The organism is Plantactinospora sp. CNZ321 (assembly GCF_004217235.1).
Genome location: NZ_SHKQ01000001.1, coordinates 3,819,811 through 3,844,129, shown reverse-complemented (window position 1 = coordinate 3,844,129; position 24,319 = coordinate 3,819,811). Strand labels below are relative to the sequence as shown.

Below are 24,319 nucleotides of genomic sequence, written 5' to 3'. Positions count from 1 at the left end.
CCGGCAGTCAGCGCACCAGTACCGGGACCGTGCGCCGGCCGCCGGCATGCCCCCGGCCTCCGCCGCCGTCCGGACGTCACCGCTGGCCGTAGACCCCCTGGTAACGCTCGTAGAGTGCGTCGATGTGCTGCGGCTCGATCGGCACCAGCGGACCACCGGCCCGGGCGATGTGCACGGTACGCGCGACGTCCTCGCACATCACCGCCGCCTTCACCGCTGCCTTGGCGCTGGCCCCGATGGTGAAGACCCCGTGGTTGCGCATCAGCACCGCCGGTGAGCGGTGCCCCTCCAGGGTGGCCACGATGCCCTTGCCGATGTCGTCGCCGCCGATCAGCGCGAACGGGCCGACCGGGATCTCCCCGCCGAACTCGTCGGCCATGGCGGTGAGCACGCACGGAATCGCCTCGTCCCGGGCCGCCCACGCGGTGGCGTACGGGCTGTGCGTGTGCACCACACCGTTGACCTGCGGCATGTGCCGGTAGACGTACGCGTGTGCGTCGGTGTCGCTGGACGGTGAGTGGTTGCCGTCGACGACATCCCCGTCCAGGGTCGTCACCACCATCGACTCCGGGGTGAGGTCGTCGTACGACACCCCGCTGGGCTTGATCACCATCAGGTCGGCGCCGGGCACCCGCGCGCTGACGTTGCCGCTGGTCCAGGTCACCAGCTCCCATCGGGTGAGCTGCTCGTGCAGCCGGCACACCTCCTGGCGGATCCGGGCGACGCTGTCGCTGATCGTGCCGGTGAGTCCACCGCCGGTCATCGGCGCACCTCCTCGCGTAGTGCGTGCAGCCGGTGCAGCACGTCGTTGCCACCCCGGCCGAAGTAGTCGTGCAGTCGCTCGTACTCGGCGTAGAGCCGGTCGTACACGTCGGCACTGGCCGGGTCGGGCTGGTAGACGCCGCGCCGGACCTTGCCCATCGCGGCGGCCGCGGCCGTGATGTCCGGGTACGCCCCGGCGGCCACCGCCGCGTGGATCGCCGAGCCCAGCGCCGGCCCCTGGTCGGAGTCGATCACCGACAGCGGACGGCGCAGCACGTCGGCGTAGACCTGCATCAGGAAGGCGTTCTTGAGCAGGCCACCGGCGACGATGAACTCGGTCACCGGCACCCCGGCGTTGACGAAGGCGGCGACGATGGTCCGGGTGCCGAAGGCGGTCGCCTCGATCAGCGCCCGGTACTGGTCCTCCGGCCGGGTGGCCAGGGTCTGCCCGACCAGCACGCCGGAGAGGTCGTGGTCGACCAGTACCGAGCGGTTGCCGTTGTGCCAGTCCAGGGCGACCAGCCCGTGCTGGCCGGGGCGTTGCGCCGCGGCCAGCTCGGTCAGGTACTCGTGCACCCCGATCCCCCGCCGGGCCGCCTCCTCGGTGTAGCCGGCCGGTACGCAGCGTTCGACGAACCAGCCGAAGATGTCCCCGACGCCGCTCTGTCCGGCCTCGTAGCCGAACCGGCCGGGCACGATGCCGTCCTGGACCACGCCACACATCCCGGGAACCTCGGCGAGGGTGTCCGCGACCATCACGTGGCAGGTCGAGGTGCCCATGATGGCGAGCAGCTGACCGGGCTCGACGGCGTTGGCGGCGGCGGCGGTGACGTGCGCGTCGACGTTGCCGACCGCGACCGCGATCCCCGCCGGCAGCCCGGTGGCGGCGGCCGCCTCCGGGGTCAGCCGCCCGGCCAGCCCGCCGAGCGGGGCGAGCGGGTGGGCGAGCCGGGTCTCGACGAAGTCGGCGAAGTCGGGGTGCAGCGCCGCCAGGTAGTCCCGGGACGGGTACCGCCCGTCCTGGTGGATGCCCTTGTAGCCGGCGGTACAGACGTTACGGGTCTCCTCGCCGCAGAGCTGCCAGATGATCCAGTCGGCCGCCTCGATCCACCGTTCGGTCCGGGCGTACACCTCGGGGTCCTCGGTGAGCACCTGGAGCGCCTTGGCGAACTGCCACTCGGCGGAGATCCGCCCGCCGTACCGGGGCAGCCACGGCTCGCCGCGCTGCTCGGCCAGCTCGTTGATCCGGTCGGCCTGCCGCTGCGCCGCGTGGTGCTTCCACAGCTTCGGGTACGCGTGCGGCCGGTCGGCGAGCCCGGGAACCTCGTTCAGCGGGGTGCCGTCGGCAAGTGTCGGCAGCACGGTACAGGCGGTGAAGTCGGTGCCGATCCCGATCACCGCGTCCGGGGGCACCGAGGCGGCGGAGAGCGCCTTGGGCACCGCCTCGCGCAGCACCGTCCGCCAGTCCTCCGGCATCTGCAGCGCCCAGCCGCCGGGCAGTTCGGCCCCGGTCTCCGGCAGCCGGTCGTCGATCACCCCGTGCCGGTACTCGTGCACGGCCGAGCCGAGTTCGGCGCCGTCCGAGACCCGGACCACCACCGCCCGGCCGGAGAGCGTGCCGAAGTCGACGCCAACCACGTACCGGTCCGCACCGTCAGTGCTCACTCGTGTCCCTCCTGGGGGTTTCCCTGTCTCCCTCGCCGGCCGCCCGCGCCAGGTGGACCGGCCCGCAGCGGCACCACCGGCGCCTCCGCTATCCGTCAGCCAACCACGGTGTTAGCGCTACCACCAGGCCGGGTCCGGGTACCGGCACCGGCGGGCCGGTGCCGCACCCCTACGCCTGGCGCCGGGTCACGGCGCGTTGCAGCACGATGAACACGAAGAGCAACACACCGATCACGATCTTGGTCCACCAGGAGCTGAGGTCGCCCTGGAAGGTGATGATGGTCTGGATCAGCCCGAGCACCAGCACCCCGAGCACCGTGCCGACCAGGTAGCCGGAGCCGCCGGTCAGCAGCGTGCCACCGATCACCACGGCGGCGATCGCGTCGAGTTCCAGCCCGACCGCGTGCCCGTTGTTGCCGGAGAGCATGTAGAAGCTGAGCAGCAGCCCGCCGAGCGCCGAGCAGAACCCGCTGATCGTGTAGACCGCGATCCTGGTACGCGCCACCGGCAGCCCCATCAGCAGCGCCGACTGCGGGTTGCCGCCGATCGCGTACGTGTTGCGGCCCAGCCGGGTGTAGCCGAGCACGTAGATGCCGATCGCCACCACCACCAGCGCGATGACCACGCTGGTGGAGATGAAGAAGCCGCCGAACCGGATCCGCTGCTGCGCCACCGAGGTCCAGAACGGGTCGTCGATGGTGATCGACGAGGTGCTGATGGTGTAGCAGAGCCCACGGGCCAGGAACATCCCGGCCAGCGTGACGATGAACGGCTGGATCTCGAAGTAGTGGATGATGCAGCCCATCGCGAAGCCGAGCAGGGCGCCGATCAGCAGCACCAGCGGCAGGACGAGCACCGGCGGCCAGCCCCGCTCCTCCAGCAGCGAGGCGGAGAGCATCGTGGTCAGCGCGACCACCGAGCCGACCGAGAGGTCGATCCCGCCGGTCAGGATCACGAACGTCATGCCGACCGCGACCACCAGCAGGAACGCGTTGTCGACGAAGACGTTCAGCACCACCTGGGTGTCGGAGAAGCCGTCGTAACGCAGCACCCCGGCGCTGTACATCAGGACCAGCAGGGCGAGGGTGGCGAAGATCGGCAGGTACTTCTGCTGCGGCCGCAGCAGCCGCTCCCGACCGTTCGCGACAGTACCCGAAACAGCACTCATGCCGGCACTCCGCTGCGCTCCGTGCCGCCATGAGGCACACCCACACTGAACTGACCGATTCGCTCACTTCGTTCGCTCATGCCGGCACTCCGCTGCGCTCCGTGCCGCCATCAGGCACACCCACACTGAACTGACCGATTCGCTCACTTCGTTCGCTCATGCCGGCACCTCCACCTTCGGCTGGGCGCGCTCGGGGGCGGGCGGCAGTGGCGGTTTCCGGCGCCGGCCGAAGACCCTGGCCCGGAACGCCGGCGACTGGAGCAGACAGACGATCGTCACGACCAGGGCCTTGAACAACAGCGTCGTCTCCGGTGGGATCCCGATGGTGTAGATGGTGGTGGTCAGGGTCTGGATGATCAGTGCCCCCAGCACCGTGCCGCCGAGGGAGAACCGGCCGCCGGCCAGTGAGGTACCGCCGATCACCACCGCCAGGATGGCGTCCAGCTCGATCCAGAGGCCCGCGTTGTTGCCGTCCGCGCTGGAGACATTGGAGCTGATCATCAAGCCGGCGACCCCGGCGCAGAAGGCGGCGAAGACGTACCCGGTGAAGATGATCCGGCGGGAGTGGATCCCGGCCAGCCGGCTCGCCTCGGCGTTGCCGCCCACCGACTCGATCAGCAGGCCGAGCGCGGTACGCCGGGTGAGCAGCGACGCCAGCCCGAAGACCAGCAGCGCGACCAGGATCGAGAACGGCACGGTCAGCCAGTAGCCGGCCCCGATCAGCTTGTACGGCGAGCTGTTGACCGTGATGATCTGCCCGTCGGTGATGAGCTGGGCCAGTCCCCGGCCGGCGACCATCAGGATCAGGGTGGCGATGATCGGCTGGATGCCGAACTGCGCGACGAGCAGGCCGTTCCAGGCGCCGAGCAGCAGGGCCAGCCCGAGGGCCAGCCCCACCGCGGCCAGTACCCCGAGCACGCTGTTCTGGTCGCCCAGCTCGCTGATCCGCAGGCAGGCCAGTGCGCCGCAGATGGCGACGATCGAGCCCACCGAGAGGTCGATGCCGCCGGTGGCGATCACCAGGGTCATGCCGAGCGAGACCAGGATCAGCGGCGCGCCGAACCGCACGATGTCGATCAGGCTGCCGTACAGGTGCCCCTGGCGGATGTCGACGACGAAGAAGTCGGGGGTGAAGAACAGGTTGCTGACCAGCAGGAGCAGCAGGGTCAGCACCGGCCAGAAGAAGCGGTGCCGCACGAGGTTCGCCATCACACCTCCTCCCGGACGACGATCGCGTCCGGATCGGGTCGGCCAGCCGCCTCCGGTGGCGCCGAGCCGTGACCGCTGGCGATGGTCGCCATGATCCGCCCGACGGTGACCTCGTCGTCGTTGGCCAGTTCGTCGACCATCCGCCGGTCCCGCAGTACGGCGATCTTGTGACTGAGCCGGAGCACCTCCTCCAGCTCGGCGGAGATGAAGAGCACCGCCATCCCGCCGTCGGAGAGCGTGACCACCAGGCGCTGGATCTCCGCCTTGGCGCCGACGTCGATGCCCCGGGTCGGCTCGTCCAGGATCAGCAGCCGCGGCTCGGTGATCAGCCAGCGGGCCAGCAGCACCTTCTGCTGGTTGCCGCCGCTGAGCTGGCCGACCGGGGCCTCCGGGTTGGCCGGCACGATGCGCAGCGCCTTGACGTACCTGTCGACGAGCTCGTCCTGCCGGCGCCGGGGCAGCGGACGGGACCAGCCCCGGGCGGCCTGGAGGGCCAGGATGATGTTCTCCCGGACGGTGAGATCGGCGACCAGCCCCTCGGTGCGGCGGTTCTCCGAGCAGAAGGCGATGTCCTGGGCCATCGCACTGCGCGGGCCGCGCATGGCCACCGGCTCGCCGTCCACCCGGAGTTCTCCGACGTCGGACCGGTCCGCGCCGAAGAGCAACCGGGCCACCTCGGTACGCCCGGAGCCGAGCAGCCCGGCCAGTCCGACCACCTCGCCCCGGTGGATGGCCAGGCTGAACGGGGCGACCGCGCCGGCCCGGCCGAGTCCGACCGCCTCGACGACCGGCCGGTCCCGCTCCAGGGTGGCCAGTTCGCGCCGGGGCTGTTCCTCCAGCTCCTCCAGGGCCGCGAGTTCCTTGCCGATCATCGCGCTGACCAGTTCGAGCTGGCTCATCTGCCGGGTGACGTACTCGCCGACCCGGCGGCCGTTGCGCAGCACCGTCATCCGGTCGGAGATCTCGTAGACCTGGTCGAGGAAGTGGCTGACGAACAGGATCGCCATGCCCTCCTCCTTGAGTTGGCGCATCACCCGGAAGAGCTGCCCGACCTCGTCGGCGTCCAGGCTGGAGGTCGGCTCGTCCAGGATCAGCACCCTGGCCGAGATGTCGATGGCCCGGGCGATCGCGACCATCTGCTGCACCGCCAGGGAGAGGCTGCCGAGCGGGGCCGAGACGTCGATGTCCAGGCCCAGCCCGTCGAGCAGTCGTCGGGAACGGCGCCGCAGCTCGCCCCAGTTGATGGCACCGAAGCGGCGCGGTTCCCGGCCGATGTGGATGTTCTCCGCGACGGAGAGGTTGGCGCAGAGGTTGACCTCCTGGTAGACGGTGCTCACCCCGGCCTGCTGCGCCTGCAACGGGCCGGCGAAGCGGACCGGGGTGCCGTCGAGGACTATCTCGCCCTCGTCCACGTCGTACACCCCGGTCAGCACCTTGATCAGTGTCGATTTCCCGGCACCGTTCTCGCCCATCAGCGCGTGCACCTCGCCGGGGAAGAGCCGGAAGTCGACCTCGTCGAGTGCCCGTACGCCGGGGAACCGTTTGCCGATGCCGGCCATGGTCAGGATCGCCCGGGGCTCCCCCGACGTCTCCATCCGCCCTCCTCCGTCCGTCACGTCGTCGCGTGCGGGCCCTCGGCTAGTACTGCCGGTTCGGCAGCGCCGCCTTGGCCTGCTCCTGGGTGAAGGTGGTCTCCTCGGTGACCACCCGCTCCGGCACCGTCTCACCGGCGACGACCTTCTTCACCAGCTCCATCAGCTGTGGGCCGAGCAGCGGGCTGCACTCGACGATGAAGTTGATCTTGCCGTCGGCCAGCGCCTGCATCCCGTCCTTCACCGCGTCGACCGTGATGATCTTGATGTCGACGCCCGGCTTCAGCCCGGCACCCTCGATCGCCTCGATCGCACCGAGACCCATGTCGTCGTTGTGCGCGTAGAGCACGTCGATGTCCTTGTGCGCCTTGAGGAAGGCGTCCATGACCTCCTTGCCCTTGGCCCGGGTGAACTCGCCGGTCTGCGAGGCGATCACCTTGAACTTCGGGTCCGCCTTGATGACGTCGGCGAAGCCCGCCTTCCGGTCGTTGGCCGGCGCCGATCCGGTGCTGCCCTGCAGCTCCACGATGTTCACCGGCTCGGTCTTGCCCTCGTATTCGGCGACCAGCCACTCAGCGGCCTTCTTCCCCTCAAGCACGAAGTCGGACCCGATGAAGGTCTTGTACAGCGTCTTGTCCGGGGAGTCGATCGCCCGGTCGGTCAGGATGACCGGGATCTTGGCATCCTTCGCCTCGCGGAGCACGGTGTCCCAACCGGACTCCACCACCGGCGAGAAGGCGATCACGTCGACCTTCTGGGTGATGTACGACCGGATGGCCTTGATCTGGTTCTCCTGCTTCTGCTGCGCGTCGGAGAACTGGAGGTCGATGCCGGCCTCCTTGGCGGAGTCCTGGATGGACTTGGTGTTCGCGGTACGCCAGCCGCTCTCCGCACCCACCTGCGCGAAGCCCAGCGTGATCTTGCCATCGTCGTTTCCGGAGCCGCTGCCCGCGCCGCCGTCGCCTCCACAGGCGGCCAACGCGGTCACCATCAGTCCGCCGAGTACAACGGCGGAGACCTTTTTCAGCACCGTTTCCTCCTCGCCTGGGAAATCGCTGTCTGTCGTAGTTACCGTTCACACGCAGGGCCGGCCAGCACCCCTCGTCACCACCTGTCCGACGCCGGAGAGGGCTGGATCCGGCCGAGTCTGCCACGGAGAACGCCGACCCTAAGGGCACGCCGGTCGATCCACAGGGCTTCCTGGTTCGTGAGTGTTAACGTTCTCATGCCGGCCGTCAAGGGGTACTTCCGGCGACGGTATGGATCCGTGATGCTGGACGTGCCGGACCCTCCAGCGCAAAGACGGCTGGTCGAGACGAAGGAGCGGCCGTTGACAGCTGACCGTATCGACGCCGGTGACCAGTCGGCTGACCCGCCGCCACGGACCCGGGGTTCGGTGATGCGCGACGTCGCCCGCCTGGCCGGCGTCTCCCACCAGACCGTCTCGCGGGTGCTCAACAACCATCCGAACGTCCGGCCGGAGACCCGTGAGCGGGTACTCGCGGCGATGCGGGCACTGAACTACCGGCGCAACTCCGCCGCCCGCACCCTGGTAACCCGCCGGTCCCGCACCCTGGGACTGATCGCCTACGAGACCACGCTGTTCGGCCCGGCCTCCACCCTGTACGGACTGGAGCAGGCGGCCCGGGCCGCCGGCTACTTCGTCAGCGTGGCGAGCGTACGCACCCTGGACCGGGAATCGGTGCTGGATGCGGTCGGCCGGCTCTGCGAACAGTCGGTGGAGGGGATAGTGGCGATCGCCCCACAGAGCAGTGTGGGCACCGCCCTCGCGCAGGCACCGGCCGGGCTGGCCGTGGTCGGGGTGGGTGGCGGCGCCGAACACGTACCGACGGTCTGCATCGACAACTCCAGCGGCGCCGCGATGGCGACCCGGCACCTGCTCGACCTGGGGCACACCACCGTGCAACACATCGCCGGTCCAGCCGACTGGCCGGAGGCGCGGGACCGGACCGACGGCTGGCGGGAGGCGCTGCACGCGGCCGGTGCCCCGGTGCCGGCACCCCGGCTCGGGGACTGGAGCGCCCGGGCCGGCTACGAGCACGGCCGACTGCTCGCCGCCGATCCGACGGTCACCGCGATCTTCTGCGGCAACGACCAGATCGCGCTCGGCGCGCTGCGGGCCCTGCACGAGGCCGGCCGCCGGGTGCCGGACGAGGTCAGCGTGGTGGGCTTCGACGACGTACCCGAGTCGGGTTACTTCCTGCCACCGCTCACCACGGTCCGGCAGGACTTCGCCGAACTCGGCCGACGCAGCCTGGACCTGCTGATCGAACAACTCGAAAGCGGTGTCCGGACCAACCGCCGGGTCTCGTTGACCCCCCGGTTCGTGGCCCGGACGAGTTCGGGACCGGCGCCGGCGCAGCGGCCCAGCCGGCCGGTCCGGCGCGACCCGGAATGCGTACCGCCGGATTAATCGCCGATAGCGTGCGGCCCCCAATCACCGCCGCCAACCGGCCGCGGCGGTGCCACATCGACATACCACGGGAGCCTTACCCGGGCCGGATACCGCGCGCGTCAACGCCAGAACTGAAGTCACGCCGTGTACGGTCGACGCGCGAGAAATGTCCAATGTCTTGCAGAATTGGCGTGCGATCAGTCAAACTCGACTCCTAGCAATAAATGTTCACGAGGAGTAATCGACCATGGCGAAGCAGGTAATCACACTTCTGACCGACGACCTCGACGGCGGCGAGGCCGACCGCACTGTCGAGTTCGGTCTGGACGGCGTCAACTACACGATTGACCTGTCAGATAAGAACGCCGGCAAGCTCCGCAAGGCGCTGGACGTTTACATCCACGCGGGCAGCCGGGTGGGACGCGGCTCGATCGAAAGCCGTCGGTCGGGTCGGCGTGGCGGCGCCACGAGCCCGACGCGAAGTGACCGCGACCTGAACCGCGCGATCCGGGAATGGGCCGTGCAGAACGGCTACGAGGTTTCGGAGCGGGGTCGCATTCCGTCGTCGGTGGTGAAGGCGTACAACAGCCGGTGAGCGGTCGGGGGACGGGAGCGGTCGTCCCGATTTCCCCGGGCGGGCCAGGGCGGAATGCTCATCCACCCGCCGGGTGCCGTCGGCGACGGTCGTCGCCGACGGCACCCGGGTCGCGGTGCGGCACCTGCCGGGTCACCGGCCGCCGCTGCTCGAAGACGGTGCCGGTGACGCGGGCGGCTTGTCCGCGGCCGGTGGTCCGCCGTTCGCCGGACCACCGTTTCCCGGACCACCGTTCGCCGGCCCGCTCGGAGGCGGTGGCGCCGGCTTGAGATCGGCGGGCACCGGCAGGGCACTGCCCTTGACGAACTCGTCCCAGCTCACGTTCCAGGCGGTCCAGCCGTTGCCCTGGTCAAGGGTGACCTCGGTGCCCTTGATCGTCACCAGGTCACCGACCTTGGTGGTCTCCATCAAGAACTCCGCGTTCGCGTCCGAGACGTTCGTGCAGCCGTGCGAGACGTTCCGCTCCCCCTGGGCGCCGACGGACCACGGCGCCGCGTGGATGAATTCGCCACCCCAGGTCAGCCGCTGTGCGTTCGTGACGGTGACCACGTAGGGATCCGGCGAGCCCGTGGTGTCGAAGACGGTCGACTCGTGCTTTTCCATGATCACCATCTTGCCGCTCGACGTCGGGGTGCTGCTCTTGCCGAGGCTGACCGGGATCTTCCTGACCAGTACGTCGTCCTTGAACACCGACATCTGCTTGGTGGCGTTGTCGATCTCCAGAAAGACCCGGTTGCCGATCTTCGCGGTGCCGCTCCGGTCGGTGTCGCCGAAGCTGCCCTCGCCCATCGGCACCCCGTCCAGGGCGGCCCGGACGGAGACGGTGGTACCCGGGCGCCAGAAGTCGGGAGCCCGGTAGGAGACCTGGCGGCCGTTCTCGTCCCACGACCAGACACCCGGCTGCGGCGGATCGGTGCTGACCAACAGCCGGCGCTGGATCCCGGCACGCGCCTCCTTCGGGATGTCGGAGTCGAATGACACCGTTATCGGCATCGCCACCCCGTAGGTCTGGTCACTCTGCAGATTCAGGTTGGTCACGGTCCGCTTAGCCGGTTTGTCCATGGTGCTGAAGGTCGTCTTCTGGGTGACCGCCTTCCCGGCGTCATTCTTCGCGGTCACCTCGGCGGTATAGGTCTGCTTGTTGGCCAGCGCCCTGCTCGGCATCCAGCTCGAACCGTCGGCGCGCATCGCACCGTCGACCCGGGTGCCGCTGGCGTCGGTCACGACCACGTCGGCGACCTTCCCGCCCGTCACCGCCGTACCGATCTCGACACTGGTCGGCAGATCCCGGCTATCCGGAGCCGGGGTAATCGTCAGCTTCGGTGGCGGCGCCGGCCGCGCGACGCGTTCAAACGGATTGCCCGTACAGCCCGCCAGAACCAGTGGTACGGCAGCCATCACGAGCATCACCAACAACACCGCTCGACGCCTCAGTACCATGCTCCCCCCACCCCATTCCCTCCGCCGCTCCTCGCAGGACTTCGTCCCGGACCGTCCGATCGCCTCGCGGCGAGAACCGCCATTACCCGGGGAATCGCCGCTCAACCAAGGGGTAAACCCCGCCGCACCGGCCGTTTTGCCCCGCCCGGCCCCACCCGCACCCCGCCGGAGGGCGGATTGTGGCATCCTGCTTCGATGCAACAGATCGACCTCGGCCTTCCGACACCGCTGCACTGGGATGTCGCACCACCCGACTGGTCACCCGACGGCGTCACCGGACTGACCGTGAGCGCGCCGGCCCAGAGCGATCTCTTCGTGGACCCGGCCGGCGGCGAGCCGGTGCTCTCCGCGCCCCGGCTGCTGGCCCCGGCACCGGAGGGCGACTTCCAGTTCTCGGCCCGGGTCAGGGTCGACTTCGCCGGCACGTACGACGCCGGCAGCCTGCTGCTCTATTCCGGCCCCCGGCACTGGGCCAAACTCGCGTACGAACGCTCACCCCAGGGCCCCGCGATGGTGGTGTCGGTGATCACCCGCGACGTCTCCGACGACGCCAACGGATTCGTGGTCGACGACGGCGCGCCGCTCTGGCTGCGAATCTCCCGGCTCGGCCCGGCCTGGGCGTTCCACGCCAGCACCGACGGGACTTTCTGGCAGTTCGTCCGGTACTTCCGGCTCGACCCGGCAGCGGCCCCACTGCGGTTCGGCCTCTCCCCGCAGTCACCGACCGGCGCCGGTTGCCCGGTCTGGTTCGACCGGATCAGCTTCTCCGCCACCCGGCTGGCCGACCTGCGGGACGGCCGCTAGCGGAGCTGACCGCCACGCAGGTCCTCCTCGATCCGCTTCGCGGTGGCGAGCAGTGGCGGCAGCAGTTCCTTGCGGATCAGCTCCGAGCTGCCCCGGCTGGCGTGCGCGGAGACGTTCACAGCGGCGATCACCGCGCCGTCGGCGTCCCGGATCGGCGCGGCGAGGGAACGCAGGCCCTCCTCCAGCTCCTGGTCGACGATCGCGTAGCCCTGGTTGCCGATCCGGTTCAGGATCGTCCGCAGCCGCGCCGGTTCGGTGACCGTACGCCGGGTGAGTGGACGCAGCTCGGCGCTGTCGAGATAGTTGTCAAGCCACGGGGCCGGCTGGGCGGCCAGCAGTACCCGCCCCATCGAGGTGGCGTACGCCGGGAACCGGGTGCCGACGCTGATCGCCACCGTCATGATCCGCTTCGTCGGCACCCGCGCGACGTAGACCACCTCGTCGCCGTCCAGTACCGACATCGAGCAGGACTCGCGCACCTCGGCGACCAGAGCCTCCATGTGCGGCTGGGCCACCTCGGGCAGGCTCAGACTGGACAGGTAGGCGTACCCGAGTTCGAGGATGCGGGCGCGCAGCGAGAAGAGCCGTCCGTCGGTGCGCATGTATCCGAGCTCGACCAGGGTGAGCAGAAATCGTCGGGCCGCCGCCCGGGTCAGCCCGGTCGCCCGGGCCACCTCGCTGAGCGTCAACTGGGGATGGTCGGCGTCGAACGCCCGGATGACCGCGAGTCCTCGCTCCAACGACTGGACGAACTCCCCGGTGCGAGCCGTCTCCTCGACCACCTCGGTCACCCGTCCTCCTTCCGCAGAGTCTCCTGGGCGACCTTGAATGCCCGGTTCGCCGCTGGAACGCCAGCGTAGACGCCCACCTGCAGCAGGACCTCCCGGACCTCCTCCCGGGTCAGCCCGTTGCGCAGCGCGGCCCGGACGTGCATCGCCAGCTCCTCGTCGTGGTGCAGGGTGGCCAGCACGGCGAGGGTGACGCAGCTGCGGGTGCGCCGGTCCAGTTCCGGCCGGGTCCAGATCTCGCCCCAGGCGTACCGGGTGATCAGGTCCTGGAAGTCCGCCGTGAACTCGTCGGTACCGGCGACGGCGCGGTCCACGTGCGCGTCGCCGAGCACCTCGCGCCGGACCGCCATGCCGGCGGCGTGCCGTCGACGATCATCCATCCGTCCGCTCCCTCCACCCACCGGGCTCCGGCACCCCCGGGGCAGGTCCGCCGTCGAGGTGCTCCAGGATCAGCCGGCCCACCTGCTCCGGTCGCTCCACGCTGGCCAGATGGGCGGCGTCGCCGACCACCCGCAGACCGGCGTCGGGAATCCGCTCGGCCAGCAACCGGGCGTGTCCGAGCGGAATCGCCGGATCGTCCCCGCCCGCGATCACCAGGGTCGGCGCGGTGATCCGGGCCAGGTCGGCCCGCAGGTCCATTCCGGCGATCGCCTCGCAGCAGCCGGCGTACCCCTCGACCGGAGTCGCGGTGAGCATCGACCGGTAGGCGGCGACCACCCCCGGGTGGCTCGCGGCGAAGCCCCGGGTGAACCACCGTCCCAGCACCGCGTCGGCGACCGCTTCCAGCCCGCCGGTCCGGGTCGCGGCGGCCCGGTCCCGCCAGCCCCGGGCCGGGCCGAGCCAGGCCGAGGTGCAGAGCAGCACCAACCGGTCGACCCGGTCGGGCGCGTTGGCGGCCAGCCACATCCCGACCATCCCGCCGAGGGAGAGCCCGGCGTACGACACCCGGGGCAGGTCGAGCTCGTCCAGCAGCCGGAGTACGGCGTGCCCGAGATCCGCGATCGTGTACGGGCCGGTCGGCACGTCGGAGTCGCCGTGCCCGAGGTGGTCGTAGCGGACCACCCGGTGCCGCCGGGTCAGCGCCGGCACCTGCGGCCGCCACATCGCCGCCGAGGTGCCCAGCGAGCTGCCGAGGAGCAGCGTCGGCGCCTCGGCCGGCCCGTCGACGCAGGCGTGCAGGGGGGATGTGTCGACGCAGGCGTGCAGGGGGGATGTGTCGACGCAGGCGTGCAGGGGGGATGTCATGTCTGGTTCTCCGGGTTCCGCTCCACCCCGCACGTCCGGTACTCCCGCAGTGCCCGGTCCACGAAGGTGCCGGCCGAACCGAGCCAGTTGGCCGGCGCGAGGGCCTGGTCCAGCTCCCGCTCGGACAGGTGTGCCCGGACGGCCGGGTCGGCCAGCAGTGCGGCCCGGAAGTCCAACGCGGCGGCCGCCCGGGCCAGCACGTCGTGCGCGTCGGCCCGGCCGAGTGCCGGCGCGAGCCGGGCCGCGACCGCCTCGGCGAGGACCCGGCCGCCGAGCGCGTCGAGGTTGTCCCGCATCCGCTCCGGACGCACGTCGAGCCGGGAGAGCAGCCGGGCGGCCCGGGCGGCCGCACCGCCGGCCAGCCGGAGCAGGTCGAGCAGCGGTTCCCACTCGGCGTGCCAGCCGCCGGTGGCCCGCTCGTGCTCCTGCACCGCGGCGGCGAAGAGCGTGCCGACCAGGTGCGGCCCGCGCCGGGCGGCAGCGCCGATCAGGACCGCGTCCACCGGGTTGCGCTTGTGCGGCATCGCCGACGAGCCGCCCCGGCCCGGACCGCCGCCCTCGGCGACCTCGGCCACCTCGGTCTGGGCGAGCAGTCCGACGTCCAGGCCGACCTTGCCGGCGGCCGCGAGCAGGCTACCGAGTGCGGCGGCCAGGTCGAGGATCGGCTGACGCCGGGTGTGCCAGGGTAACCGGGGCGCGGCGAGGCCGAGCCGGGCGGCGAACCGCGCGGTCACCTCCGGTCCGGCCGGGCCGAGCACGGCCAGCGTGCCGACCGCCCCGCCGAGCTGTGCCGGCAACGCGGCCCGGGCGGCGGCCAGCCGGGTCCGGGCGTCCAGCAGGGCGAGCAGCCAGCCGGCGGCCTTCAGGCCGAATGTGGTGGGCGCGGCCGCCTGGCCGAGGGTACGGGCCAGTGCCACGGTGTCCCGGTGCCGGTCGGCGAGCCCGGCGGTGGCGTCGAGGGCGGTGTCGAGGTGACGCAGCAGCGGCTCGCCGGCCCGGGTGGCGACCAGGACCAGCGCGGTGTCCAGCACGTCCTGGCTGGTGGCGCCGTGATGCACCCAGGGCCGGGCGGCGGCCGGTACCGCCTCGGTGAGCTGGCGGACCAGCGGCACCACCGGGTTGCCGGCGGCGTCGGCGGCCGCGGCGAGGGCGGCGAGGTCGAACCCGTCCGGGTGGCACCGCCCGGCGATCGCCGCGGCGGCCGACGCCGGCAGTACCCCACCCTCGGCCCCGGCCTCGGCGAGCGCCCGTTCCACGTCGAGCAGCGCGGTCAGCAGTGCCCGGTCGGTGAGTTCGGCGTCCACCTCGGCGGTGCCGGACAGCCCGGAGAGCAGTCCCGCGCCGGCCGCCGGCGGCTGCTCAGACCGCGAAGAAGACGGTCTCATCCGGGCCCCGCAGGTGGATGTCGAACCGGAGCCCGTCCGGCACCGGTCGGGCCACCAGGGTGGCCCGGCGGGCCGGGTCGATCGCGCCGAGCACCGGGTCGGCGGCGTTCGCCGCCGCCTCGTCCGGGAAGTAGAGCCGGGTCACCAGCCGGTGCAGCAGGCCCCGCGCGAAGATCGACAGGTTCAGGTGCGGTGCCTCAATCTCCCCGTCCGGGCCGGGCAGCGGGCCGGGCTTGAGGGTACGGATTCCGTACCGGCCGTCGGCGTCGGTGGCGCTGCGGCCGAAGCCACGGAATCCGGGCACCGTCGGCGGGCGGGCGCCCCGGGGGTCGTCCGGATGGTCGAACCGGCCGTCCGGGTCCGCCTGCCAGGTCTCCACCAGTGCGTCCGGCACCAGCGCCCCGGCGCCGTCGAAGACCTGGCCGCGGATCCAGATCGCCCCGGGGGTACCCGCCGGCACCACGTCCGGGCCGTCCGGCCAGAGCAGGCCGATGTGCAGGTACGGTCCGACCGTCTGCGCGGGGGTCGAGCCGAGCGGTGGTGCCGGGGCGAGCCCCGCCGAGCCGGCCGGTGAACCGGCGGTGTCGACGGCCGGGCCGGTACCGAACGTCGGGGTCGGGTCGGGCTGCTCAGTCATCGTCGCCGTCCTCGAAGGGTGTGGCCTCCCGGCCGCGCAGCACCAGGTCGAACTCGAAGCCGAGCGCCCACTCGGGTTCGCTCACCGCGTGGTCGTAGCGGGAGATCAGCCGTTCCCGGGCCAACGGGTCGCGGACCGAGTTGAAGATCGGGTCCTGGAAGAAGAGCGGATCTCCGGGGAAGTACATCTGGGTGACCAGCCGTTGGGTGAAGGCCTGGCCGAAGAGGGAGAAGTGGATGTGCGCCGGCCGCCAGGCGTTGGGGTGGTTCCGCCAGGGGTAGGCGCCGGGTCGCACGGTGACGAACCGGTAGTGGCCGTCCGCGTCGGTCAGCGTCCGGCCCGCCCCGGTGAAGTTCGGGTCCAGTGGTGCCGGCCAGTTGTCGCCCGCATGGCGGTACCGGCCGGCGGCGTTCGGCTGCCAGATCTCCACCAGCGTGTTCGGGATCGGCCGGCCGTCCCCGTCCAGCACCCGGCCGTGCACGATGATCCGCTGGCCCAGCGGCTCCCCGGCATGCTGGCGGGTCAGGTCGTGGTCCAACTCGCCGAGCCGGCCCTCGCCGAGCAGCGGCCCGGTGACCTCGGTCAGCCGCTGCGGCAGCACCACCAGCGGCTGCCTCGGCGCGCGCAGGGTGGTGGAACCGTAGTCGGGGAAGAGCATCGGCGGGTGGGTGTCCGGGGCGTCGTGCCGGTAGCGGGGCAACACCGGCCGGCCGGGACGGGCCGCCGGCACGCCGGGTGCGGTGGACCGGATGTGTTCGGTGGTCATGGTCGTCCTCCGTCAGGCTTCCAGTACCCGTCAGGCCTCCAGTACGACGGCCAGGCCCTGACCGACGCCGATGCAGATGGCGGCGAGGCCCAGCCCGCCTCCACGGCGATGTAGTTGCCAGGCCAGCGAACCGAGGATGCGCGACCCGGACGAACCGAGCGGGTGGCCGAGGGCGATCGCCCCGCCCTGCGGGTTGACGATCTCGGGGTCGAGGTCCTTCCACTGCGCCAGGCAGGCCAGCGACTGGGCGGCGAACGCCTCGTTCAGCTCCACCACGGCCAGGTCCGACCAGCTGATGCCGGCCCGGCGCAGCGCCTCCTCGGCGGCGCGTACCGGGCCGATCCCGAACAGTTGCGGTTCGATGCCGACGACCGCGCGGGAGACGATCCGGGCCAGCGGGGTCCGACCGGCCGCCTCGGCACCGGCCCGGTCGGCGAGCAGCAGTGCGCTCGCCCCGTCGTTGAGCGGGGAGGAGTTGCCGGCGGTCACCGTGCCGTCCGGCCGGAACACCGGCTTGAGCCGGGCCAGTGCCTCGGTGGTGGTACCCGGGCGGATGCTCTCGTCGCTCTCCAGCTCGGTACCGGGTACCGGGCTGACCTCGTCGGCGTACGCCCCGGCGGCCCACGCCCGCGCGGCCAGCCGCTGGCTGCGTACGGCGAAGGCGTCCTGCTCGTCGCGGGAGATCCCGTACCGCTGCGCGAGGATCTCGGTGCACTCGCCGAGCGAGGCGGTCCACTCGGCCGGCATCGCCGGGTTGACCATGCGCCAGCCGAGGGTGGTCGAGTGCAGGGTCTCGTGCCCGCGCGGGTAGCCGGTCTCCGGCTTGGCCAGTACCCAGGGGGCCCGGGTCATCGACTCGACGCCGCCGGCGACGCAGACCGAGGCGTCGCCGACCGCGATCGCCCGGGCCGCCCCGATCACCGCCTCCAGGCCGGAGCCGCAGAGCCGGTTCACGGTCGCGCCGGGCACCGTCGGCGGCAGCCCGGCCAGGAGTACCGCCATCCGCGCCACGTCCCGGTTCTCCTCGCCCGCACCGTTGGCGTTGCCGAGCAGTACGTCGTCGATCCGGACCGGGTCGAGCTCGGGGCTGCGCCGGGTCACCTCCCGCAGCACGTGTGCGGCGAGGTCGTCGGGGCGTACTCCGGCGAGGGCGCCACCGTACCGGCCGATCGGGGTCCGTACGGCGTCGAGGACGTACACGTCGTTGCTCACGATGTCTCCTTACTACCCGCCGGTTGCCGGGTCGGCCCGACGCTACCGGCGGCCCCGGCCGGGGCGCCGGCCGGCGGGTGGATCGACGTCGTGCCTCCCTTCGCCAGGTCCGGCGCACCACCCACCACGCATGCCCGGGCCACCACGCATGCACAGGCCATCACGCATGCAGCGGCGCGTTCGACATGCGGACTTCCGTGCTTATCACGAACGTAATCCCCGGCCCACGATCCGTCAACGAGGTCCCCGTGCCGCTCGACGCCGTTGTGGAGAAGTTCCAAAGCGCTGGTTGACGTGAATCGGGCACTGTGCCAACGTTCCAAATGAGAACAGTCGTTCGGCTAGCGACCACCACACCCCCCGAGGTTCCTCCGGGAGCCGCTCAGCCCGGTCTCGACAGGACCGCCGGAAGCCGGGAGACCCGATGCGCCGTCTCGCCGCCACCACCGTCCTCGCCGCCCTCCTCGTCGTCGCCGGCTGCGGCTCCTCGTCCGACGACTCCTCCGGAAACGGCTCCGGAGGGGTGGACCGGGTGAAGGTCGGCCTGATCCCCATCGTCGACGTCGCCCCGCTGCACCTCGGCAACGCCAAGGGCTTCTTCAAGGAACAGAACATCGAGGTCGAGGTGGTCAACATCAGCGGCGGCTCCATCGCGGTGACCGGCGTGGTGAGCGGCCAGTTCGACTTCGCCTTCGGCAACGTCGTCTCGCTGATCACCGCCCGCTCGCAGAACATCCCGGTCAAGGCGATCACGGTGGGGAACTCCTCCACCGGCAAGCCCGGCGCGGACTTCGGCGGCGTCGTGGTGCCGCCGGACAGCCCGATCACCGACGCGGCCGGCCTGGCCGGCAAGAACATCGCGATCAACAACCTGAACAACATCACCGACACCACCACCCGGGCGTCGGTCCGCAAGGCCGGCGGCGACCCGTCGACCATCAGGTGGACCGAACTGCCCTTCCCGGACATGCCTGCGGCGGTACTGGGCAAGCGGGTCGACGCGGCCATGGTCGTCGAGCCGTTCTTCACCATCGCGCAGAACCAGGGCGCCCGGGTCGTCGCCTACAACTTCGCCGAGGCCATCCCGGACATGACGGTGGCGGCGTACTTCTGCACCGAGCAGACCATCGACCGGCGGTCCGACCTGACCGAGCGGTTCAAGGCCGCGATGGACAGGTCCCTGCGGTACGCCCGGGAGCACCCTGACGAGGCGCGCCAGGTGCTACAGACGTACACCAAGATCGACCCGACGGTGGCCGAGAAGATAACGCTGCCGGCCTGGCCCGCCGAGATCAACCGCGCGTCGGTGCAGACCCTGACGGACCTGATGCTGACCGACGGACTGCTCAAGGAGAAGATCGACGTCGCGGAACTGCTCCCGTGACCCGAGCCGCCACCGTGCCGCCACCCGCCGCGACCGCACCGGCGCCGGCCGGCCGGCCCGGCGGTGACGGTCGGCCGCGCGGCGGCACCCCCCTGCTCGGGCTGCTCGGCTTCGCGACCTTCCTCCTCGTGCTGGAGGCGGTGCCACGGCTCGGGCTGGTCTCGGCGAACTACCTCCCGCCGACCAGTGAGATCACCGTAGCCCTCGGGGAGCTGCTCGGCGAGCCCCGGTTCTGGACGGCGGTCACCGACACGCTGCGCGGCTGGTTCCTCGGCCTGGCGATCGCGGTCGCCCTCGGCGTACTGGTCGGCTTCGTCCTCGGCACCGTCCCGGTGCTGCGCGAGTTCACCACCTCCACCGTCGAGTTCCTCCGGCCGATCCCCTCGGTCGCGCTGATCCCGCTCGCCGTGCTGCTCTTCGGCACCGACCTGCGCTCCGTGCTCCTGCTGGTGGTCTACGCGGCGTTCTGGCAGGTGCTCGTCCAGGTGTTGTACGGCGTCCGGGACGTCGACCCGGTCGCCCGGGACACCGCGTACACCTTCGGGCTCGGCCGGTGGGCCCGGATCCGGCACCTGCTCTGGCCGACCGCGCTGCCGTACCTGCTGACCGGGGTGCGGCTCGCCGCCGCCGTGGCGCTGATCCTGGCCATCACCGCCGAGCTGATCATCGGCGCGCCGGGGTTGGGCAACGAGATCAACCGGGCACAGTCCGGTGGAGCCGTCGACTCGATGTACGCCCTGATCATCGTCACCGGCCTGCTCGGGGTGGCGGTCAACGTACTGGCCCGGCGACTCGAACGCGCGGTGCTCTCCTGGCACCCCTCGGTACGCCGTGAGGGCACCCGGTGAGACCCGGTGGCGTACTCCCCCGGCGGCGCGCAGATGCGGGCCGGCGGATCGTGGCGGTCGTCGGCCGGGCGCTGTGGTGGACGGCCGCCGTCTTCGGGCTGCCGTTCGGGCTGCTCGCCCTCTGGTGGGTGCTCTCGGCCGACAGCGAGACCTTCTACCTCCCACCGCTGTCGGAGATCCTGGCCAGCTTCGACGACGTCTGGCTGCGCAGCGACCGGCTGCGTACGGATGTGCTGCCGAGCCTGCTCCGGCTCGCCGCCGGATTCCTCCTCGCCGTCGCCGTCGGCGTCGGGCTCGGCGTCCTGATCGGCTCCTTCCGGCGGGTCCGCGCGTTCTGCGAGCCCGTGCTGGAGTTCCTCCGGGCCGTCCCGCCGCCGGTACTGGTGCCGGTGCTGATGCTCTTTGCCGGCTTCGGCGACACCATGAAGGTCCTGGTGGTGCTCTCCGGCTGTGTCTGGCCGATCCTGCTCAACGCGGTGGAGGGGGTGCGGGCGGTCGACGAGGTGCTGACCGAGACCTGCCGCTGCTACGGCATCCGCGGCCCGGCCCGGCTCTGGCACCTGGTGGTCCGGTCCGCCTCCCCGCAGATCTTCACCGGCCTGCGCCAGGCCCTCTCGGTCGGCATCATCCTCATGGTGATCAGCGAGATGTTCGCCGCGAACAACGGTCTGGGCTACACCATCATCCAGTTCCAGCGGACCTTCGCGGTCACCGACATGTGGACCGGCATCCTGCTGCTGGGTCTGCTCGGCTTCCTGCTCGCCATGCTGCTGCGGCTATTCGAGCGGTCGGCGCTGCGCTGGTACCTCGGCCTCCGGCACTCACAACGAGACGATGGACACCGATGAACTCCACAGACGCCCGCCAGGCCGGCACCCCGGCCCTGCTCGACGTCCGCGCGCTGCGCAAGGTCTACACCGGACGTGGCCGGTCGGTCGAGGCGGTCCGGGACCTGACCTTCTCCGTCGGCGCCGGCGAACTCGTCTGCGTGGTGGGCCCGTCCGGCGCCGGCAAGACCACCCTGCTCAAGTGCATCGCCGGCCTGCTCCCGCCGACCTCCGGCGACCTGGTCCTGGAGGGCACCCCGGTCCGGGGTCCGTCGCCGGGCATGGCCGTGGTCTTCCAGGAGTACGGCCGCAGCCTCTTCCCCTGGATGACCGTGCAACGCAACGTCGAGCTGCCGCTGAGGCAGAAGAAGGGGCTGAGCCGGTCCCGCCGCCGGGAGCTCGTCCGGGACGCGCTCGCCGCCGTCGGTCTCGGCGACGTGCCGGGCGCCTACCCGTGGCAGCTCTCCGGCGGCATGCAGCAGCGGGTGGCGCTGGCCCGGGCGGTCGCGTACGAGCCGCACATCCTGCTGATGGACGAGCCGTTCGCGGCGGTCGACGCGCAGACCCGGGCCGACCTGGAGGACCTGGTCCGGTCGTTGTGGCAGCGCCTCGGCGTGACCATCCTCTTCGTCACGCACGACATCGACGAGGCGGTCTACCTCGGCCAGCGGGTGCTGGTGCTCTCCGGTTCGCCGACCGTGGTCCTCGACGACGTGGCGATCGACCTGCCGGCCGAGCGGGACCAGCTCGGCACCCGGTCGTCGGCCCGCTTCGCCGAGCTGCGGGCCCAGGTCTTCGGCCAGATCCAGCGGGCCAAGAGCGGCTGGCCCGCCGACCCAGGGAGGTTCCCGTGACTATTCTCGACTCGACCGACTGGTCCGGCAGGATATCCAGCGACGGCTGGGTCCGGGCCGACGGCGGCGACGCGGCCGTGCGGGAGCCGGCCACCGGCGACGAGATTGGCCGGACCGGAATCGCCAACGCCGCCGACGTGGCCCGGGCCGCCGCCAGGGCCGCCCAGGCGCAGCGCGACTGGGCCGCGACCCCCTACGACCGACGCGCCGCGGTGCTACGCCGGGCCGGGCGGTTGTGGGAGGAACACGCGGCCGAGATCGGTGACTGGATCGTCCGGGAAACCGGTTCGGTGCCGCCGAAGGCGAACCTGGAGACGGAGACCGCCGCGCAGGAGTGCTACGAGGCGGCGGCGCTCGCCTCGCAGCCGCTGGGCGAGATCATCCAGAGCGGGCAGCCCCGGCTCAGTCTGGCCCGCCGGCTGCCGGTCGGGGTGGTCGGGGTGATCTCCCCGTTCAACGTGCCGGCCATTCTCGGGATCCGCTCGGTCGCCCCGGCGCTGGCCCTGGGCAACGCGGTGCTGCTCAAGCCCGATCCGCGGACCGCCGTCGCCGGCGGGGTCGCGATCGCCCGGATCTTCGAGGAGGCGGGCCTGCCGCCGGGGGTACTGCACGTGTTGCCGGGCGGGCCGGAGGCCGGCGAGGCGCTCGTCGCCGACCCGCACGTGCGCCTGATCAGCTTCACCGGCTCGACCTCCGCCGGCCGCCAGGTCGGGCAGGCCGGCGCCCGGCATCTCAAGCGGGTACTACTGGAACTCGGCGGCAACTCGGCGCTGGTCGTCCTCGACGACGCCGACCTGGAGCTGGCGGTCTCGGCGGGTGCCTGGGGTTCGTTTCTGCACCAGGGGCAGATCTGCATGACCACCGGCCGGCACCTGGTGCACGAGTCGCTGGCCGACGAATACGTCGACCGGCTGGCCGCGAAGGCCGCACAACTACCGGTCGGCGACCCGGCCCGGGAGCAGGTCGCGCTCGGGCCGATCATCGACGAGCGGCAGCGGGACCGGATCCACTCGCTGGTCACCGCCAGCGTGGTCGCCGGGGCGACCCTGGCGGCCGGCGGGACGTACGAGAACCTCTTCTACCGGCCGACGGTGCTCACCGACGTCACCCCGGCCACCCCGGCGTACGCGCACGAGGTCTTCGGCCCGGTCGCCCCGGTACTGCGCTTCGGTGACCTGGACGAGGCCGCGAAGCTCGCCGCCGACAGCGAGTACGGCCTCTCGCTCGGCATCCTCAGCCGGGACGTGATGAAGGCGCTGGCCTTTGCCGAGCGGGTGCCGAGCGGCATCGTGCACATCAACGACCAGACGGTCAGCGACGAGGCGGTCGCCCCGTTCGGCGGGGTCGCCGCCTCCGGCAACGGACCGCGACTCGGCGGGCCGGCGGCAAACCTCGCCGCGTTCACCGAGACGCAGTGGGTGACCGTGCGGGGCGACATCACGAGGTACCCCTTCTGAACCGCGATTCTCCGGTCCCGGAGGCCACCGTCGCCGATCCGGGCGGCGGGGCCCGGTTCGGGGCAGGCCGGTTCGGGATGGGCCGGTTCGGGATGGGCCGGGGCGGCTGGCTGACGCTGCTCGGGCTGGTCCTGCTGGCGTTGAACCTGCGGGCGGCGATCGCGGCGGTCCCGCCGCTGCTGCCCGAGCTACAGGCCGACCTCGACCTGGGCCGGGGAGCGGCCGGGCTGCTCACCGCCCTGCCGGTGCTCTGCTTCGGGTTGCTCTCCCCGTTCGCCGCGCTCTTCGGCCGCCGGGTCGGCATCGAGTTCGCGCTGCTGGTCGCGATGCTCGGCATCGTGCTGGGCAGCGTGGCCCGGATCCTGCCGCACGCCGGCTGGATGTTGGCCGGCACCGCGATCATCGGCGCCGGGATCACCGTCGGCAACGTCCTGGTGCCCAGCGCGGTCAAGCGGCACTTTCCGGGCCGGGCGGGGCTGGCCACCGGGGTCAGCACCGCCGCACTGACCACCGGGGCGACCCTGGCGGCGGCGGTGAGCGCGCCGCTGGCGTACACCGTGGGGTTGGGTTGGCGGGGTTCGCTGCTGGCGTTGGGCGGACTCGCCGGGGTCGCGGCGCTCGGCTGGCTCCCCCGGGTACGTCGCCGGCACACCGCACCGGCCCCGGAGCCGCCCCGGTCCGCAGGCAGCGTGCTGCGTTCCCCGGTCACCTGGCAGCTCGCCGTCTTCATGGGTACCCAGTCGATGCTCTACTACGCGCTGCTCACCTGGCTGCCGAGCATGCTGCGGGATCACGGCGTCGAGCCGACCCGGGCGGGGGCGGCGTTGGCGGTGTTCAACCTGCTCGGGATCGGCACCGCGCTGCTGGTGCCGACGCTGGCGGTCCGCCGACCGGACCAGCGAGGGCTGGCGCTGTTGGTCTGCGCTTGCTGGGCGGTCGGCCTGGTGGGCCTGCTCGCCCTGCCGTCGCTATATCTACTCTGGACGGTGACGACCGGGCTCGCCCAAGGCGCCGCGATCAGCCTCACCCTGACCCTGCTGGTGATCCGGGCTCGCACCCCCAGGTCGGCCCGGGAACTCTCCGGTGCGGTGCAGTCGATCGGCTACCTGCTCAGCGCCACGGCCCCGGTGCTGGTCGGCGCGCTCCGGGACGCCACCACCGGCTGGGGTGTGCCGCTCGCCGTCCTGATGCTGGTGACGGTGGTGATGGCGGTGAGTGCGCTCGGTGCGGGTCGGAACCGGCAGGTGTGAGCCGCGGTCCGGCAA

Annotated in this window: 23 protein-coding genes; 9 read left to right on the top strand and 14 right to left on the bottom strand. The window is 71.6% G+C overall.

Features of this window, described 5'->3' with window-relative positions; genetic code table 11:
* Positions 1–76: 76 nt before the first annotated feature.
* The 6 genes from EV371_RS16825 to EV371_RS16800 all read right to left on the bottom strand — a co-directional run bounded on the left by EV371_RS16825 (position 77) and on the right by EV371_RS16800 (position 7,387).
* Positions 77–763, bottom strand: coding sequence for an L-ribulose-5-phosphate 4-epimerase (locus tag EV371_RS16825; protein ID WP_130462876.1), 687 nt, complete (start codon positions 761–763; stop codon positions 77–79).
* Positions 760–2,427 (bottom strand): ribulokinase, encoded by a 1,668-nt coding sequence (gene araB / locus EV371_RS16820; protein ID WP_130462875.1) that lies wholly within the window; start codon positions 2,425–2,427, stop codon positions 760–762. Before araB ends, EV371_RS16825 begins: the two co-directional genes overlap by 4 nt.
* A gap of 169 nt (positions 2,428–2,596) precedes the next feature.
* On the bottom strand, positions 2,597–3,595 hold the full coding sequence (gene yjfF, locus EV371_RS16815) for a galactofuranose ABC transporter, permease protein YjfF (RefSeq protein ID WP_130462874.1): 999 nt from the start codon (positions 3,593–3,595) through the stop codon (positions 2,597–2,599).
* 156 nt (positions 3,596–3,751) lie between these two features.
* Positions 3,752–4,804 carry an ABC transporter permease subunit gene (locus EV371_RS16810; RefSeq protein ID WP_130462873.1) on the bottom strand — a complete coding sequence of 351 codons (1,053 nt, stop codon included), beginning with the start codon at positions 4,802–4,804 and terminating at the stop codon, positions 3,752–3,754.
* A complete protein-coding gene (locus EV371_RS16805; protein ID WP_207230518.1) occupies positions 4,804–6,399 on the bottom strand; it encodes a sugar ABC transporter ATP-binding protein in 1,596 nt (531 codons plus the stop codon). Before EV371_RS16805 ends, EV371_RS16810 begins: the two co-directional genes overlap by 1 nt.
* 43 nt (positions 6,400–6,442) lie before the next feature.
* On the bottom strand, positions 6,443–7,387 hold the full coding sequence (locus EV371_RS16800) for an ABC transporter substrate-binding protein (RefSeq protein WP_130465982.1): 945 nt from the start codon (positions 7,385–7,387) through the stop codon (positions 6,443–6,445).
* 408 nt (positions 7,388–7,795) lie between these two features.
* On the opposite strand from EV371_RS16800, the gene EV371_RS16795 reads away from it, so the two are divergent.
* Positions 7,796–8,830 carry a LacI family DNA-binding transcriptional regulator gene (locus tag EV371_RS16795; protein WP_130465981.1) on the top strand — a complete coding sequence of 345 codons (1,035 nt, stop codon included), beginning with the start codon at positions 7,796–7,798 and terminating at the stop codon, positions 8,828–8,830.
* A gap of 229 nt (positions 8,831–9,059) precedes the next feature.
* A complete protein-coding gene (locus EV371_RS16790) occupies positions 9,060–9,407 on the top strand; it encodes an Lsr2 dimerization domain-containing protein (RefSeq protein WP_130462872.1) in 348 nt (115 codons plus the stop codon).
* 132 nt (positions 9,408–9,539) lie between these two features.
* Here the strand turns inward: EV371_RS16790 and EV371_RS16785 are convergent, their stop codons facing one another.
* Positions 9,540–10,847, bottom strand: a complete 1,308-nt coding sequence (locus EV371_RS16785; protein ID WP_130462871.1) for an Ig-like domain-containing protein — start codon at positions 10,845–10,847, stop codon at positions 9,540–9,542.
* A gap of 195 nt (positions 10,848–11,042) precedes the next feature.
* Here EV371_RS16785 and EV371_RS16780 point away from each other — a divergent pair, with 195 nt between their 5' ends.
* The gene (locus EV371_RS16780; RefSeq protein WP_130462870.1) at positions 11,043–11,651 is read left to right on the top strand and encodes a DUF1349 domain-containing protein; all 609 of its coding nucleotides are present in this window, start codon (positions 11,043–11,045) and stop codon (positions 11,649–11,651) included.
* On the opposite strand, the gene EV371_RS16775 is transcribed toward EV371_RS16780, so the two are convergent.
* The 7 genes from EV371_RS16775 to EV371_RS16745 are packed head-to-tail and all read right to left on the bottom strand — an operon-like array spanning position 11,648 to position 17,684.
* Positions 11,648–12,442 (bottom strand): IclR family transcriptional regulator, encoded by a 795-nt coding sequence (locus EV371_RS16775; protein WP_486484652.1) that lies wholly within the window; start codon positions 12,440–12,442, stop codon positions 11,648–11,650. The genes EV371_RS16780 and EV371_RS16775 overlap by 4 nt on opposite strands.
* A complete protein-coding gene (gene pcaC, locus EV371_RS16770; RefSeq protein ID WP_130462869.1) occupies positions 12,439–12,819 on the bottom strand; it encodes a 4-carboxymuconolactone decarboxylase in 381 nt (126 codons plus the stop codon). The genes EV371_RS16775 and pcaC overlap by 4 nt, the downstream gene beginning before the upstream one ends.
* Complete coding sequence (gene pcaD / locus EV371_RS16765) at positions 12,812–13,684, bottom strand: 3-oxoadipate enol-lactonase (protein ID WP_130462868.1); 873 nt, start codon at positions 13,682–13,684, stop codon at positions 12,812–12,814. The genes pcaC and pcaD overlap by 8 nt, the downstream gene beginning before the upstream one ends.
* Positions 13,681–15,069 carry a 3-carboxy-cis,cis-muconate cycloisomerase gene (gene pcaB / locus EV371_RS16760; RefSeq protein ID WP_130462867.1) on the bottom strand — a complete coding sequence of 463 codons (1,389 nt, stop codon included), beginning with the start codon at positions 15,067–15,069 and terminating at the stop codon, positions 13,681–13,683. Before pcaB ends, pcaD begins: the two co-directional genes overlap by 4 nt.
* Positions 15,044–15,706: a protocatechuate 3,4-dioxygenase subunit alpha gene (gene pcaG, locus EV371_RS16755; RefSeq protein ID WP_130462866.1), complete on the bottom strand. Its 663-nt coding sequence runs from the start codon at positions 15,704–15,706 to the stop codon at positions 15,044–15,046. Before pcaG ends, pcaB begins: the two co-directional genes overlap by 26 nt.
* Entirely contained in the window at positions 15,699–16,472 is a 774-nt protein-coding gene (gene pcaH, locus EV371_RS16750; RefSeq protein ID WP_130462865.1) for a protocatechuate 3,4-dioxygenase subunit beta, read from the bottom strand. Before pcaH ends, pcaG begins: the two co-directional genes overlap by 8 nt.
* A gap of 30 nt (positions 16,473–16,502) precedes the next feature.
* Positions 16,503–17,684: an acetyl-CoA C-acyltransferase gene (locus tag EV371_RS16745; protein WP_130462864.1), complete on the bottom strand. Its 1,182-nt coding sequence runs from the start codon at positions 17,682–17,684 to the stop codon at positions 16,503–16,505.
* Between the two features lie 424 nt (positions 17,685–18,108).
* Here EV371_RS16745 and EV371_RS16740 point away from each other — a divergent pair, with 424 nt between their 5' ends.
* From EV371_RS16740 to EV371_RS16715, 6 genes are read left to right on the top strand one after another with little or no spacing between them, the layout of a single operon-like run.
* Complete coding sequence (locus tag EV371_RS16740; protein ID WP_130462863.1) at positions 18,109–19,068, top strand: ABC transporter substrate-binding protein; 960 nt, start codon at positions 18,109–18,111, stop codon at positions 19,066–19,068.
* Positions 19,065–19,916, top strand: coding sequence for an ABC transporter permease (locus EV371_RS16735; protein WP_486484651.1), 852 nt, complete (start codon positions 19,065–19,067; stop codon positions 19,914–19,916). Before EV371_RS16740 ends, EV371_RS16735 begins: the two co-directional genes overlap by 4 nt.
* On the top strand, positions 19,913–20,764 hold the full coding sequence (locus tag EV371_RS16730; RefSeq protein WP_486484650.1) for an ABC transporter permease: 852 nt from the start codon (positions 19,913–19,915) through the stop codon (positions 20,762–20,764). The genes EV371_RS16735 and EV371_RS16730 overlap by 4 nt, the downstream gene beginning before the upstream one ends.
* Positions 20,761–21,597 (top strand): ATP-binding cassette domain-containing protein, encoded by an 837-nt coding sequence (locus EV371_RS16725; RefSeq protein ID WP_130462862.1) that lies wholly within the window; start codon positions 20,761–20,763, stop codon positions 21,595–21,597. Before EV371_RS16730 ends, EV371_RS16725 begins: the two co-directional genes overlap by 4 nt.
* Positions 21,594–23,054, top strand: coding sequence for a benzaldehyde dehydrogenase (locus EV371_RS16720; RefSeq protein WP_130462861.1), 1,461 nt, complete (start codon positions 21,594–21,596; stop codon positions 23,052–23,054). The genes EV371_RS16725 and EV371_RS16720 overlap by 4 nt, the downstream gene beginning before the upstream one ends.
* Positions 23,012–24,304, top strand: a complete 1,293-nt coding sequence (locus EV371_RS16715) for a CynX/NimT family MFS transporter (protein ID WP_130462860.1) — start codon at positions 23,012–23,014, stop codon at positions 24,302–24,304. The genes EV371_RS16720 and EV371_RS16715 overlap by 43 nt, the downstream gene beginning before the upstream one ends.
* The last annotated feature ends 15 nt before the right edge of the window (positions 24,305–24,319 follow it).